Source organism: Pseudomonas putida (genome assembly GCF_002906855.1).
Classification (GTDB): Bacteria; Pseudomonadota; Gammaproteobacteria; order Pseudomonadales; family Pseudomonadaceae; genus Aquipseudomonas; species Aquipseudomonas putida_N.
On record NZ_MINI01000038.1, the window covers coordinates 1053492 to 1066865 of the forward strand.

Genomic DNA, 13374 nt, shown 5'->3' on the forward strand with positions numbered 1-13374 from the left:
CCATTGAGGGCCTTGGTATTTCTGCGCCTCTTGACTCTAAGGTCAGGCAACGGCGAAGCGATTACAACCCCTTTCTGAAAATAAATTTCCTGTTGCAAATCCGGCTTGACCACCTGCGATCGGAAGGGGTGAACGGCGCGCGATCTTTGCTTATGAGAATTGAAATCATTACTATTGCACTCCCGTTTCCCGGACTTACGCCATGAAGCGCTCCGCCCCCGGACTTCCTCTCAACTATCGCTTGGCCGTGGCTTCACGCAGCCTGGCGGCATTGCTGGGCGGCTATCTGCTGGCGTCGCTGGGCAGTGTCTGTCTGGCCCTGTTGCTGCCGTTGCCCCAGGTCGACGCAACGCTGACCGGCCTGATGCTCTCGTTCGTGTTCTATCTGCTGGCCTTCATCTGGTGCTTCGCCTGCCGCAGCGCCTGGCGTGCCTGGCTCGGCGTGCTGCTGCCGAGCCTGGTGCTGGGGCTGCTCGGCGGGTTCGCCTACTGGATGAAAAACCCATGAAGGAAAGCTTCCGCCAGGCCATGGCCTGGCTGCATACCTGGACCGGCCTGATCTTTGGCTGGCTGCTGTTCGCCATCTTCCTTACTGGCACCCTGTCGTACTTCAAGGATGAAGTCAGCCACTGGGCGCAGCCGGAAGTGCGCCGTCATGCACTCGACCCGGTAGCCAGCCTGGGGCTGGCCCAGCGCTATCTGGAGAGCAACGCCGCGCATTCGGGCAGTTGGATGATCCGCCTGCCCAGCGAGCGCGAGGCTGCCTTGAACGTCGGCTGGCGCGACCCCGAGGGTGGGCGTCGGGGCTTTGTCAGGAAGGATCTGGACGCACAGAGCGGGCAGCCGGTCGAGGTGCGAGACAGCCGTGGCGGCCAGTTCTTCTATCGCTTCCATTTCGAGTTGCAGATGCCGTATCCATGGGGCCGCTGGCTGTCGACGTTATGCGCCTTCATCATGCTGTTGGGGCTGGTCACCGGGATCATCACCCACAAGAAGATCTTCAAGGAGTTCTTCACCTTCCGCCCTGGCAAGGGCCAGCGCTCGTGGCTGGATGGCCACAACGCCATCGGCGTGCTGGTGCTGCCGTTCCACCTGATGATCAGCTACAGCAGCCTGGTGCTGTTCATGTACATGGTCATGCCGGCCAGCATCATGGCCAGCTATGGCAATACCGGCGATTACTTCAATGACCTGTTCGGTCGCGACGAGGCACCTAAGGTAGCCAATGTCGCGGCGCCACTGGTGCCGCTGGCGAGCCTCCATGCCAAGGTCCAGGCGCAGGTGCCCGGCGCGCGCATGGGCTTCATCCAGGTGCAGAACGCAGGTGATCGAAATGCCCGTGTCACCTTCACCCAATCATCGGCGGATAATGTCCCCTACAAGCGCAGTGCTAGCTGGACCTTCGATGGTGCCACCGGCGAACTGCTGAAACAGGGTGCACCGGAAAGCACCACGATGATGACCTCTTTCAGTTTTGCCGGCCTGCACATGGGCAACTACGCCGGGCCTTGGCTGCGCTGGCTGTACTTTGCCTTCGGGCTTGCCGGCACGGCGGTGATCGGTACCGGCCTGGTGATGTGGCTGGGCAAGCGCCAGCTCAAGCATGCCAAGAGCGAACGCCTGCCGGGCGAACTGCGCCTGGTCGAAGTGCTCAACATCGCCAGCATGAGCGGCCTGATCCTGGCCGTGGCCGGCTTCTTCTGGGCCAACCGGCTGCTGCCGGTGGCATTGCCAGGGCGCGCCGACTGGGAAGTGAACACGTTCTTCCTGGTCTGGCTGGCGTCGTTGCTGCATGCCGTGCTGCGCCCGGGGCGCAAGGCCTGGGGCGAGCAGCTGGCACTGGGCGCACTGGCCTTTGCCCTGCTGCCGGTGCTCAATGCCCTGAGCACTGGCCAAGGGTTGAACGTCTCTGTGCCTGCGGGTGACTGGGCCATGGCTGGGTTCGACCTTACCGCCCTTGTTTGCGGGCTTTTCCTGGCCTGGGCCGCGAGCAAGATGCTGCGGGCCCCGAAGCCTGTCGCCAAGCGTGCGTTACGGGCGACCAAGGTAGCGACCGAAAGGGTCGAGGTGCTGTGATGCTGAGTATTGCCCTGATCGAATACGCCGGCTTCGCCGCATTGTGCCTGGCGATGGACAAACACTTCAGCGAGCTGCTCAAGCGCAAGCCCGGCCCTGGTCAGTTGCGTGCACTGCGCGTTGCGGGCTGGCTGTTGCTGACTTTGTCGCTGTTCCTCTGCGTTCACTGGCGTGGCTGGGCTCACGGTCTGGTGGAGTGGGTCGCGCTGTTGATGGCTGGTGCCACCTTGTGGGTGTTCGGCTTGCCCTATCTGCCACGTGTGCTGCTGGGCCTGGCTGCTGTCAGCCTGGTGCTGGGCCCGCTGCTGGCCATGTTTGCCGGGTGATGCCTTGAGCGAAACCGACAGCGACGGCACCCGCACGCGCTTCGTCGAGGTGTTCCTGGCCCAGCGTGCGCGCATGGAGGCGCTGGTCAGTCGCCGGGTGGGCTGCCGTGCCACAGCGTCCGACCTGGTACAGGAGCTGTTCCTGCGCTTTTGGCGGCGCCCCGAGGTCAAGGTCGAAGCGCTCGACACCTACCTGTTGCGCTGCGCCGGTAACCTGGCCATCGACCACCTGCGCAGTGAAGGCAGCCGCGAACGCGTCGCTGAAGCATCCGTGCCGCTGGATGAAGCCGGCCTGGCTCAGGCACCGGAGCAGGCTGTGGAGGTCGATCATGACCTGCAGCGTGTGGAAGCCGCCCTGCGAGCCCTGCCCGAGCGCACGCGGCACATCTTCCTGCTCAATCGCGTTCATGGCTGCACGTACGGCGAAATCGCCAAGGCCATGCAGCTTTCCCAGAGCAGCGTGGAAAAGCATATGATGCGCGCCCTCGAAGCGTGCAAGGCCAGTGTTGCCGAGCCCGCGACCTTCACTCGCAGGCTTGGGAGCACCCGCCGATGAGCCATCCAGACCTGATCACCGCCGCCCAGTCCGAGGCTGCCTTGCAATGGCTGATCCGCATCATCGAACAGCCGGCAGCGGCCAGCAGCGCGGAGTTCAAGCGCTGGTTGCTGGAAGACCCGAAGCATCGCGAAGCCTACGCCGAGGCTCAGCTGCTGTGGCAGCTCAGCGAAGCACCGGCAGTGCGCCTGGCCGAGGAAGAACAGGCAGATTTGCAGCGCTACTTGGAGGCCATCACCAAGCCGCCTGCCAGAGGGCATTGGCGGCGCGCCGGCATGGCATTGGCCGCGGCCTGCCTGGTACTGGCTGTCAGCATGGCGGGCGGCTGGCGGCCGAGTGACTGGTTGCTCAATCTGCAGGCCGATTTCAGCAGCAGTGATGCGATTCGCCTAGTGACCCTGGCGGACCAGTCACAGGTGACCCTGGATGCGGGCAGCGCCATCGCCGTCGATTTCCAGCAAGGCGAGCGTCGCGTGCGCCTGTTGCATGGCGCAGCGTTTTTCCAGGTTACCCATACGGGGCAACCATTCGTGGTGGAAGCCGCTGGCGGCGAAGTAAGGGTGCTGGGTACGCAGTTCGAGGTGCGTGACCAGGGGCAGGGCGCGCAGGTCACCGTGCGCAGCGGGCGTGTGGCGGTTATCCCGGCGACAGGGCAGGGCGGCCAGGTACTGACGGCAAACCAGCAGCTGGCCTATGCCGATGGGCAAGCAGGTGAGCTGGCGAGCGTGGACAGCGACAGCCGCCTGGCCTGGCGCCAAGGCTGGCTGAATTATTACCAGGTGCCGCTGGCGCAGGTGGTGGCAGACCTGGGCCGTTACTACCCCGGCCGCATCGTGTTGCTCGACGGCGAGTTGGGGCGGCGCAAGGTCAGCGGCAGCTTCCCGTCAGATGAGCCTTTGGCAGCACTGGACTCGCTGGGCAAGGTGCTGGGTTTTTCGCGGCAAACCTTGTTGGGGCGGCTGACCGTAATCCGCTGACAAAAAATTTCAAAAACGGATGAGGTAACAGGAGTTGGCATCCGTGTAATGAGTGGAAGTGCGATTCATTCGCAGTAATAACCCTCTCACAGGTCAGCGTCCATGAAGTTCACCCCGCGTTGCGTTCCCCTCTGGCTCGGCCTTGCAGCGTGCTCGGCCATCACCGCTGCCCCTGGCCTCATGGCCGCCGAGCAACGCCAGCTGCACACGTTCGCCCAGGCGAGCCAGCCGCTGGCTCAAGCCCTCAACGCGTTCAGCCGTGCCACTGGCCAGAGCGTGGTCTACACCCTCGAACTGCCCAGCGTGCAGGCCCCGGCCGTCAACGGCTCGTTCAGCGCCGAAGAGGCCCTGCAACAGCTGCTGGGCAACAGTGGCCTGACTTGGCGCCGCCTCGACGCACGCACCCTGACGCTCGAACCTGTGGATACCTCGGGCGCCCTCAACCTGCAGGCCACCACGGTGACCTCGCAAATGGACAGCTACAGCTATCAGCCACCCGCCAGTGCCTCGATCATGCGCGGCCAGGGCCCGTCCCAGGACATCCCCCAAGCGATCAACGTGGTGCCGGCCCAGGTCATCCGCGACCAAGCCCCGCGCAACCTCGACGACGCCTTGGCCAACGTCAGCGGCATCACCCAGGGCAACAACTTCGGTGGCACTTCCGACACGGTGATGAAACGTGGCTTCGGTGACAACCGCGACGGCTCGATCATGCGCGACGGCATGCCGCTGGTGCAGGGCCGCAGCCTCAATGCCAGCACCGAGCGGGTCGAAGTACTCAAGGGCCCGGCCTCGTTGCTGTACGGCATCCAGGACCCGGGCGGGGTGATCAACGTGGTCAGCAAGCGCCCGCAACTGCAGCAGTACAACGCCCTGACCGTGCGCGGCTCCACCTATGGCAGCGGCAAGAATGGCAGCGGCGGTGGTTTCGACAGCACCGGCGCGCTGGGCGACAGCAACTTCGCCTACCGCCTGATCGTTGACCACGAGGACGAGGACTATTGGCGCGACTTCGGCGTGCACCGCGAGTCTCTGGTGGCGCCGTCGCTGGCCTGGCTCGGCGAGGACACCCAGGTGGTGCTGGCCTATGAGCACCGCGAATTCCTCTACCCGTTCGCCCGCGGCACGGCATTTGGCAGCAACGGCCACCCGCTGGACATTCCGGCCACCCGCCGCCTGGACGAGCCGTTCAACGACATGGAAGGGCGCTCCGACCTGTACCGCCTGGAGGTCGACCACCAGTTGGCCGATGACTGGAAGCTGCACTTCGGCTACAGCTTCAACCGCGAGACCTACGATGCCAGCCAGGTTCGCGTGACCGGCGTGAACGAGGCCAAGGGCACGCTGACGCGCAGCATCGATGGCACCCACAACGCCATGAGCCGCGACCAGTTCGCCACCTTGAGCCTCAATGGCAATGTCGAACTGGCCGGCATGCAGAACGACCTGCTGTTCGGCATCGACCACGAAGACCGCAAGATCTTTCGCGGCGATCTGATCCGTCAGACCTCGCAATCCACCTTCAGCTACCTGAACCCGGTCTACGGCCAGGAAGTGGAGGGCACCACGGTGCGCGCCAGCGACAGCGACCAGACCGACAAGCTGCGCACTGACGCCTTGTTCGTACAGGACGCACTGCACCTGGATGAGCACTGGATCCTGGTCGCTGGCGCGCGTTACCAGCAATACGACCAATACGCCGGCCGCGGTCGCCCGTTCAAGGCCAATACCGACAGTAACGGCCAAGCCTGGGTGCCCCATGCGGGCATCGTCTACAAGGTCGATGACCAGCTGTCGCTGTATGGCAGCTACAGCGAGTCGTTCAAGCCCAACTCCAGCATCGCCCCGCTGACCGGTGGCGTGGTGCTGGACTCGTCGGTGGCGCCGGAGGAGGGTAAGTCCTGGGAGCTGGGGGCCAAGCTCGACATGCCGGGCAGCCTCACCGGTACCCTGGCGCTGTTCGATATCACCAAGCGCAACGTACTGGTCGCGAACTTCGACACTGGCACTGGCGAGACGGTCTACAGCAACGCAGGGGAAGTCAGCTCGCGGGGTGTCGAACTCGACCTGACCGGGCAGCTCAGCGAGCGCTGGAGCCTGATCGGCAGCTACGCCTATACCGATGCCAAGGTGACCAAGGATCCCGACCTTGAGGGCAACCGCCTGCAGAACGTGGCCCGACACACCGGTTCGCTGTCGGCGGTGTATGACTTCGGCAGCCTGTTCGGCGGCGATCGCCTGCGTTTCGGCGCCGGGGCGCGCTACGTAGGCGAGCGGCCGGGGAACTCGACCAATACCTTCGACCTGCCGAGCTACACCGTGGCCGATGCGTTCGCCACCTACGAGACCAAGCTCGACGAGCACAATGTGCGCTTGCAATTGAACGTGAAGAACCTGTTCGACAAGGTCTACTACAGCTCGGCGGTGAACCAGTATTTCGTGGCGATTGGCGATGCGCGGCAGGTGAGCCTGTCCAGCACCTTCGAGTTCTGAGGCAATCGGGGCTGCTTCGCAGCCCCGGTTTCACGAGCTCACGGCCGAGCGGTACTCGCCAGGGGTTGCACCGATTGCCTGGCGGAAGCGGTTGCTGAAATGGCTAGCGCTGGCAAAGCCGCACAGCAGCGCTACCTGGCCCAGGGGCAGCTCGCCCAGGCGCAGTAGCTGGCGGGCGCGATGCAGGCGCCGCGCCAGCAGATACTGATGCGGCGGCAAGCCGAAACTGGTGCGGAACATCCGCGCGAAGTGGTATTCGGACAGATTGCAGCGCAATGCCAGTTCACCCAGGGTAATCGGCTGGTCGAGGTGCGCCTCGATGTATTCCACCAGTTGCCGGCGCAGGCTTGGCGCCAACCCGCCTTTCAGGCGCAACCCCTGACGCAGGCCAACCTGGCTGAGCACGGTATGGTCGACGATTTCGTGGGCCAGGCTGCTGGCCAGCAAACGCTCGGCGGGTTCATCCCAGTCGAGGGTGATCAGTTGGCGAAAGCGCACGGATTGCTGCGGGTCATCGAGGAAGGTCGCCTCCTGCAATTGCAGCTCGCGTGGCTCGCGGTCGAGCAAGCGCACGCAACCCAGGGCGAACTGCCCTTCGCTGATGTACAGGTGGGCCAGGCGAATCGCACCGTTCACCACCCAGTTCGACTCGTGCCCCGCCGGCATGATGCACAGCTTGTTTGGCGCACCCTTGTCGGCCGGGCGCTGGCGACGGAAGGTACCGGTGCCATCGGCGATGTAGCACGACAGCGTGTGATGGCTTGGCGCCTGATAGTCGCGAGCGTCGTCGCGGTTGCTCCATAACGCCGCCGCCAGCCCGTCGCCCAGGTGCGCGCTCAGCTCCAGCCGGGCGTTGGGCGAGGCGTGCATGGCGTTGAACACTTGCAGCTGGGTGAGTGGCGTCATGGGCGGGTCCTCTGGCGCTCATCGTACTGCGCCAGCGTTTCGCTGACAGCCACCAGTGGGCAAAAAGCGCAAGTTTGTGCAAGCGCAGGGTGGTGAGCAGGGAGAACACTGATGGCGTTGAATTTGAAAGGCCCAAGGAACCGCCGCCATGAACCTCTCTTTGTACCTGCTCACCGTCCTGATCTGGGGCACCACCTGGATCGCCCTGAAACTGCAACTGGGCGTAGTCGCCATTCCGGTGTCGATCGTCTACCGCTTCGCCCTGGCCGGCCTGATCCTGTTTGCCATTCTCCTGCTCACCCGCCGCCTGCAGCCGATGAACCGGCGCGGCCACCTGATCTGCCTGGCGCAGGGTTTCTGCCTGTTCTGCGTCAACTTCATGTGCTTCCTCACGGCCAGCCAGTGGATCGCCAGCGGTCTGATCGCCGTGGTGTTCTCCACTGCCACCTTGTGGAATGCGCTCAACGCCCGGATCTTCTTCGGCCAGAAGATCGCCAGCAATGTCCTCGGTGGCGGTGCGTTGGGCTTGCTCGGCCTGGGCCTGCTGTTCTGGCCCGAGCTTTCGCACCACACGGCCAGCCGCGAAACCCTCTACGGCCTGGGCCTGGCCCTGCTCGGTACGCTGTGCTTCTCGGCCGGCAACATGCTCTCCAGCATGCAGCAGAAGGCCGGGCTCAAACCGATGACCACCAATGCCTGGGGCATGGTCTATGGCGCGTCGATGCTGGCCGTGTATTGCCTGGTCAGCGGCATCCCCTTCGCCATGGAATGGAACACCCGCTACATCGGCTCGCTGTTGTACCTGGTCATCCCTGGCTCGGTGATCGGTTTCACCGCCTACCTGACCCTGGTCGGGCGCATGGGGCCGGAGCGGGCGGCCTACTGCACCGTGCTGTTTCCGCTGGTAGCGCTGAACGTGTCGGCGGTTGCCGAAGGCTACCAGTGGACGACACCGGCGCTGTTAGGCTTGGTGGCAGTGATGGCGGGCAATGTGCTTGTGTTTCGCAAGCTACGGCCCAAGCCGGCTGCCGCCATGGCTTGAGGCTGCCAAAAAATGCCGGGTAGGGCGTTGGTGGCTGGCTAGACTCTTCTGCGGAAGTCTTTATCCGGGGAAGGGAGATGCCGCCACCGCCGTCATGGGACAAGCCACTTATACCTGTACAACTGTGGCTGCTCTGCTGCGCGGCGTTGCTGCTGCATGTCCTGCCGTTGCTGATGGCCGACATGCCGTTTCTCGACGACTACGCCCGTGAACATCTGGCGCGTAATGACTGGATGGACGTAGGGCGGCCGTTGATGGTCGCCTTGTACGCCGCACTCAGTTTCGCCCCCGCTGCCGTGAACCTCTATCCGTTGCCGCTGCTGCTGGCGGTGCTGGTAACCGGGTATGCGCTGGTGCGTTTGCTGCGCTATTGGTTCGAGACACCGAGCCTGAGCAGCGTGCTGTTGGTGTTGCCCTTGTGGTTCCAACCGTATTTCCTGCAGAACCTTTCCTACCAGTACGACGGCGCCAGCATGGCGTTGTCCATGGCGGCGGCAGTCTGGGCCATCACACTGGGCACACAGCGCTGGCGTGGCGGGTTGTGCGGGGGCCTGCTGGTAGCTGCCGGCGCTGCGCTCTATCAACCTAGTGTCAACGTGTTTGCCGGGCTCTGTGCGCTGGAGGTGATGCGCCGAGTGATCGAGGGGGATCGGGGTGCTGTGGTCTGCCGGCTGGCTGTGGCACGTGCGGGGCAGCTTTTGCTGGGCGTTTTGCTGTACTACGCCAGCAGCGCCTGGCTGGTGACCTCGACGCGCGGCGGGTTGTTGCCACTGGATGGGCGATGGCTGGCTGAGGTAATGGCACGACTGAGAACCACGGCCGAGGTCGTCAGCTTGCTGATCACCCCCGGTAATGCCTGGCTGTTCGCGCTCCTGCTGCTCTGCACCGCGTTGGCGTTGCTGCGTGAGTTGCAGCGCCTGTGGCAACGCCCGGCCACTGCGGGTGAGCGGCTGGGCCTGATGGCGGCCTTGCTGATGGCGATTGTGCTGGTTGTCCTGTTTGTCCCTGGTTTCATCCTGTTGCTGGCGGAGTTCGAGCAGTCGGTGCGGGTGTTGATGGGGCTGGGTGTCCTGCTGATGCTGTTGTATGCCCTGGTTCACCGAGCACTGGCCAGTTGGCCACGCTTGCGTTTGCTGGCGCAGGTCACGCCTTTGCTGTTCATGCTCTCGTTCTCGTTTGCCTATGGCCGAGTGCTGGTCTTGCAGAAAGCGTTGCATCAGTCCATCGCGCAGATGCTGGCCCATGATCTGCTGTCGTTTGGCAAGGCAGAGCATTACTACGTGCTCGGCTACTGGTTGAAGCGCCCCTGGATTCCAGCGGCGGCGGGTACTTTGCAGGCCATGCCGGCCATGGCGAAGGTCCACGCCTACAACTACCTGGTGCTACCCGAGATGCTGCCCCGCGTGGGTATCGACGAGCTGCACACGTTCTACCAGCCACCACCGCTGGGCCGGCAGCAGGTGCTGGCGGCCAGCCCGACGCCGCAGGTGTCGAACCGCTTCTATGACATCCACCGGGTCGGCGACGACGCCTACGTACTGGTCAAGCCGCCAGAAGGATATGGCCAGTGACCTGGCACCATTTTGCCCGCTACGGCCTGGTCGGCATCGGCAACACGCTGGTGCACTGGCTGGTGTTCTTCGGCCTGCACCTGGCCCTAGGCCTGAAGCAGGCACCGAGTAATCTGCTGGCCTTTGCCGTGGCCGCGACCGTGTCCTATCAGCTCAACGCCCGCTACACCTTCGCGGTCAGGCCAACCGGCAAGCGCTACCTGCTGTTCCTGCTTGGCATGGGCTGCCTCAGCCTGGCGCTGGGAGCGCTTTCCGACCTGGCGGGCCTGTCGCCCTGGCTGACCTTGCTGACCTTCTCGGCAACCAGCCTGGTCGCGGGCTACTGCTTTTCGCACACCGTAGTGTTCAAACGGAGGGGCTGATGAACATTACTCTGATCGTGCCGGTGTTTAACGAGCAGGACACCCTGGAGCGCTTCTATGACGCGGTGCGCGGCGAACCGACGCTAAAGGACGTGACGGTGGAGATCCTGTTCGTCAACGATGGCAGCAGCGACGCCAGCGAAGACATCTGCGCCGAGTTGGCGGCGCGGGACGAGTGGGTCACGGTGGTCAACTTTTCGCGCAATTTTGGCAAGGAGTCGGCGCTGTTCGCCGGCCTCGAATATGCCGAAGGCGATGCCGTGGTGCCGATCGATGTCGATCTGCAAGATCCGGTCGACGTCATCGCGCAGATGATCGCGCTGTGGCGCGATGGCGCCGACGTGGTACTGGCCAAGCGTCGTAGCCGAGCCGCCGATACGCCCCTCAAACGCTGGAGTGCGCGCTTTTACTACCGCCTGCACAATCGTATTGCCTCAACCCATATCGAAGAGAACGTTGGCGACTTCCGCCTGCTCGACCGCAAGGTGGTGGCTGCGATCCGCCAGTTGCCGGAGCAGCAGCTGTTCATGAAGGGGGTGCTGTCGTGGGTGGGTTTTCGTACCGCGATCGTCGAATACGACCGGCCGGAGCGCGCGGCGGGCAACAGCAAGTTCAGCTTCTGGCGTTTGTGGAACCTGGCACTGGATGGCATCACCTCGTTCAGCACCGTGCCGCTGCGGCTGTGGAGCTACGTGGGCGCAGGGGTTTCGTTGTTCGCCTTTGCCTTTGCGGTGTACATGCTGATCGACAAGATGCTGCACGGCAATGATGTGCCAGGCTATCCCTCGATGATGACGGCGATCCTGTTCCTGGGTGGGGTGCAGCTGATTGGCATCGGGATATTGGGGGAGTACGTCGGGCGGGTTTACCAGGAGACCAAGCATCGGCCGCGGTATGTGGTGCGCAAGGTGTTGGGACGTCGGCGTCAGCCTAGATGAAATAAGGTGCCTGTACCGGCCTCCGCGGCTGAAGCCGCTCCTACAGGTTCGGAGCGGCTTCAGCCGCGAACAGGCCGGTACAGGCGCTAGAGAATTATCAGCCTTTCCACACCTGTGGATTCACCAGGTCCCGCGGCCGCTCACCGAGCAACGCTGCCCGCAGGTTCTCCATCGCCCGGTTGGCCATGGCCTCGCGGGTCTCGGCGGTGGCCGAGCCGATGTGCGGCAAGGTCAGCGCATTGGGCAGCTGGAACAGCGGCGACTCGCTCAGCGGCTCCTTCTCATACACATCCAGGCCGGCGCCGCGAATAGTGCCATTGTGCAGCGCTTCGATCAGCGCCGCCTCGTCGACCACCGGGCCCCGGGCGATGTTGATCAGGAACGCGCTCGGTTTCATCAGCTTCAGTTCACGGGCGCCGATCAGCTTGCGCGTGGCGTCGGACAGCGGCACCACCAGGCAGACGAAGTCGGCCTCGGCCAGCAGTTGCTCGAGGCTGCGGTACTGGGCGCCCAGTTCCTGCTCCAGTGTAGTCTTGCGGCTGTTGCCGGCATACAGGATCGACATGTTGAAGCCGAAGCGGCCACGGCGGGCGATCGCGGCGCCGATATTGCCCAGGCCGACAATGCCCAGCGTCTTGCCATGCACGTCGCTACCGAAGTGCGATGGGGCGACCGTGGCCTGCCAGTGGCCGGCCTTAGTCCACGCGTCCAGCTCGGCGGTGCGGCGGGCACAGCCCATGATCAGCGAAAAACCTAGGTCGGCGGTGCTTTCGGTGAGCACGTCCGGGGTGTTGGTCAGGGCAATGCCGCGCTCGTTGAAATAGTCGACGTCGTAGTTGTCGAAGCCTACCGAAACGCTCGACACCACTTCGAGCTTGCCCGCGCCTTCGAGCTGCGCGCGGCCGAGCTTGCGGCCAGCGCCGATCAGGCCGTGGGCCTCGGGCAGGGCTTCGTTGAACTGGGCACTGATGTCGCCGAGCTTGGGGTTCGGCACGATCACGTTGAAGTCTTGCTGCAGGCGCTCGGCCATGGCCGGGGTGATACGGCTGAAGGCCAGGACGGTCTTTTTCATCGGGCAACTTCTCAGGGCGGTGGCTGGGGTTGATTGGTTAGCAACCTACCATTGTCCACCGCCGCCGTGCAGCAGCTTTTTCAGTTGGCGATCAGCATTTCATGGGTTTTCAGGTCGGCTTCATGGGCCGCCAGAATCTCCGGCAGCGAGTTGCGCAGGTACTCGACCCAGGTCTTGATCTTGGCATCCAGGTACTGGCGTGAAGGGTAGATGGCATACAGGTTCAGCTCCTGCAACCGGTACTCCGGCATCACCCGGACCAGGCTGCCGTCACGCAAGCCATCGATGACCGAATAGATCGGCAACACACCCATGCCCATGCCACTGCGGATTGCGGTTTTCATCGCATCCGCCGAGTTGACCTGGAACGGCGAGCTGGTGATGTTCACCAGCTCCTGGCCTTCCGGGCCGTCGAACAGCCATTTTTCCAGCGGAATCACCGGGCTGACCATGCGCAGACAAGAGTGCTTGAGCAGGTCGACCGGCTTATGCGCAAAACCGTGCTTGGCCACGTACTCGGGCGAGGCGCAGACAATGCTGTAGGTGATGCCCAGGCGCTGCGAGACGAAACCGGAATCCGGCAGCTCTGTGGCCAGCACGATGGACACGTCGTAGCCCTCGTCGAGCAGGTCGGGCACGCGGTTGGCCATGGTCAGGTCGAAGGTCACGTCCGGGTGCGACTCGCGGTAGCGGGCGATGGCATCGACCACGAAGTGCTGACCGACCCCGGTCATCGAATGCACCTTCAGCTGGCCGGCAGGCCGGGCATGGGCATCGCTGGCTTCGGCTTCGGCTTCTTCGACGTAGGTGAGGATCTGTTCACAGCGCATCAGGTAACGCTTGCCTGCCTCGGTCAGGGCGATGCGCCGGGTGGTGCGGTTGAGCAGCCGGGTTTGCAGATGGGCTTCCAGGTTGGAGACCGCCCGCGACACGTTCGCGGTGGTCGTATCCAGTTGCGCCGCGGCAGCAGTAAAGCTGCCTAGCTGGGCTACGCAACTGAAAGCACGCATGTTTTGCAGGGTGTCCATGGGTCACTCTCAAGGTAGAGGACGAAA

General features: G+C 63.7%; 13 protein-coding genes. 10 read left to right on the forward strand and 3 right to left on the reverse strand.

What is annotated here, in order from left to right; translation table 11 throughout:
* Positions 1-202: 202 nt before the first annotated feature.
* From BGP85_RS17490 to BGP85_RS17515, 6 genes are all read left to right on the forward strand, one after another.
* Positions 203-508 carry a DUF3649 domain-containing protein gene (locus tag BGP85_RS17490; RefSeq protein WP_103449090.1) on the forward strand — a complete coding sequence of 102 codons (306 nt, stop codon included), beginning with the start codon at positions 203-205 and terminating at the stop codon, positions 506-508.
* A complete protein-coding gene (locus BGP85_RS17495; protein WP_103449092.1) occupies positions 505-2076 on the forward strand; it encodes a PepSY-associated TM helix domain-containing protein in 1572 nt (523 codons plus the stop codon). The genes BGP85_RS17490 and BGP85_RS17495 overlap by 4 nt, the downstream gene beginning before the upstream one ends.
* On the forward strand, positions 2076-2402 hold the full coding sequence (locus tag BGP85_RS17500; RefSeq protein ID WP_103449093.1) for a DUF3325 domain-containing protein: 327 nt from the start codon (positions 2076-2078) through the stop codon (positions 2400-2402). Before BGP85_RS17495 ends, BGP85_RS17500 begins: the two co-directional genes overlap by 1 nt.
* 4 nt (positions 2403-2406) lie before the next feature.
* The gene (locus BGP85_RS17505) at positions 2407-2958 is read left to right on the forward strand and encodes an RNA polymerase sigma factor (protein WP_258035897.1); all 552 of its coding nucleotides are present in this window, start codon (positions 2407-2409) and stop codon (positions 2956-2958) included.
* Entirely contained in the window at positions 2955-3935 is a 981-nt protein-coding gene (locus BGP85_RS17510) for a FecR family protein (RefSeq protein WP_103449097.1), read from the forward strand. The genes BGP85_RS17505 and BGP85_RS17510 overlap by 4 nt, the downstream gene beginning before the upstream one ends.
* 102 nt (positions 3936-4037) lie before the next feature.
* Entirely contained in the window at positions 4038-6428 is a 2391-nt protein-coding gene (locus BGP85_RS17515; protein WP_103449099.1) for a TonB-dependent siderophore receptor, read from the forward strand.
* Positions 6429-6458: 30 nt separating this feature from the next.
* Here the strand turns inward: BGP85_RS17515 and BGP85_RS17520 are convergent, their stop codons facing one another.
* Positions 6459-7334, reverse strand: a complete 876-nt coding sequence (locus BGP85_RS17520; RefSeq protein ID WP_103449101.1) for a helix-turn-helix domain-containing protein — start codon at positions 7332-7334, stop codon at positions 6459-6461.
* 148 nt (positions 7335-7482) lie between these two features.
* Here BGP85_RS17520 and BGP85_RS17525 point away from each other — a divergent pair, with 148 nt between their 5' ends.
* The 4 genes from BGP85_RS17525 (at position 7483) to BGP85_RS17540 (ending at position 11247) form a co-directional block, all read left to right on the forward strand.
* Positions 7483-8376 carry a DMT family transporter gene (locus tag BGP85_RS17525; protein ID WP_103449102.1) on the forward strand — a complete coding sequence of 298 codons (894 nt, stop codon included), beginning with the start codon at positions 7483-7485 and terminating at the stop codon, positions 8374-8376.
* Between the two features lie 77 nt (positions 8377-8453).
* Positions 8454-9947 (forward strand): glucosyltransferase domain-containing protein, encoded by a 1494-nt coding sequence (locus BGP85_RS17530; protein WP_103449104.1) that lies wholly within the window; start codon positions 8454-8456, stop codon positions 9945-9947.
* A complete protein-coding gene (locus BGP85_RS17535; RefSeq protein WP_103449106.1) occupies positions 9944-10309 on the forward strand; it encodes a GtrA family protein in 366 nt (121 codons plus the stop codon). The genes BGP85_RS17530 and BGP85_RS17535 overlap by 4 nt, the downstream gene beginning before the upstream one ends.
* Positions 10309-11247, forward strand: coding sequence for a glycosyltransferase family 2 protein (locus BGP85_RS17540; protein ID WP_103449108.1), 939 nt, complete (start codon positions 10309-10311; stop codon positions 11245-11247). The genes BGP85_RS17535 and BGP85_RS17540 overlap by 1 nt, the downstream gene beginning before the upstream one ends.
* Before the next feature lie 97 nt (positions 11248-11344).
* Here the strand turns inward: BGP85_RS17540 and BGP85_RS17545 are convergent, their stop codons facing one another.
* Positions 11345-12319: a 2-hydroxyacid dehydrogenase gene (locus BGP85_RS17545; RefSeq protein WP_103449109.1), complete on the reverse strand. Its 975-nt coding sequence runs from the start codon at positions 12317-12319 to the stop codon at positions 11345-11347.
* Positions 12320-12399: 80 nt separating this feature from the next.
* Positions 12400-13347: a LysR family transcriptional regulator gene (locus BGP85_RS17550; RefSeq protein WP_103449111.1), complete on the reverse strand. Its 948-nt coding sequence runs from the start codon at positions 13345-13347 to the stop codon at positions 12400-12402.
* Positions 13348-13374: the final 27 nt, after the last annotated feature.

Coding starts and splice junctions, on each gene's coding strand:
- BGP85_RS17495 (WP_103449092.1), top strand. CDS start 505: ATGAAGGAAAGCTTCCGCCAGGCCATGGCCTGGCTGCATACCTGGACC.
- BGP85_RS17540 (WP_103449108.1), top strand. CDS start 10,309: ATGAACATTACTCTGATCGTGCCGGTGTTTAACGAGCAGGACACCCTG.
- BGP85_RS17550 (WP_103449111.1), bottom strand. CDS start 13,347: ATGGACACCCTGCAAAACATGCGTGCTTTCAGTTGCGTAGCCCAGCTA.
- BGP85_RS17525 (WP_103449102.1), top strand. CDS start 7,483: ATGAACCTCTCTTTGTACCTGCTCACCGTCCTGATCTGGGGCACCACC.
- BGP85_RS17545 (WP_103449109.1), bottom strand. CDS start 12,319: ATGAAAAAGACCGTCCTGGCCTTCAGCCGTATCACCCCGGCCATGGCC.
- BGP85_RS17530 (WP_103449104.1), top strand. CDS start 8,454: ATGCCGCCACCGCCGTCATGGGACAAGCCACTTATACCTGTACAACTG.
- BGP85_RS17490 (WP_103449090.1), top strand. CDS start 203: ATGAAGCGCTCCGCCCCCGGACTTCCTCTCAACTATCGCTTGGCCGTG.
- BGP85_RS17515 (WP_103449099.1), top strand. CDS start 4,038: ATGAAGTTCACCCCGCGTTGCGTTCCCCTCTGGCTCGGCCTTGCAGCG.
- BGP85_RS17510 (WP_103449097.1), top strand. CDS start 2,955: ATGAGCCATCCAGACCTGATCACCGCCGCCCAGTCCGAGGCTGCCTTG.
- BGP85_RS17520 (WP_103449101.1), bottom strand. CDS start 7,334: ATGACGCCACTCACCCAGCTGCAAGTGTTCAACGCCATGCACGCCTCG.
- BGP85_RS17500 (WP_103449093.1), top strand. CDS start 2,076: ATGCTGAGTATTGCCCTGATCGAATACGCCGGCTTCGCCGCATTGTGC.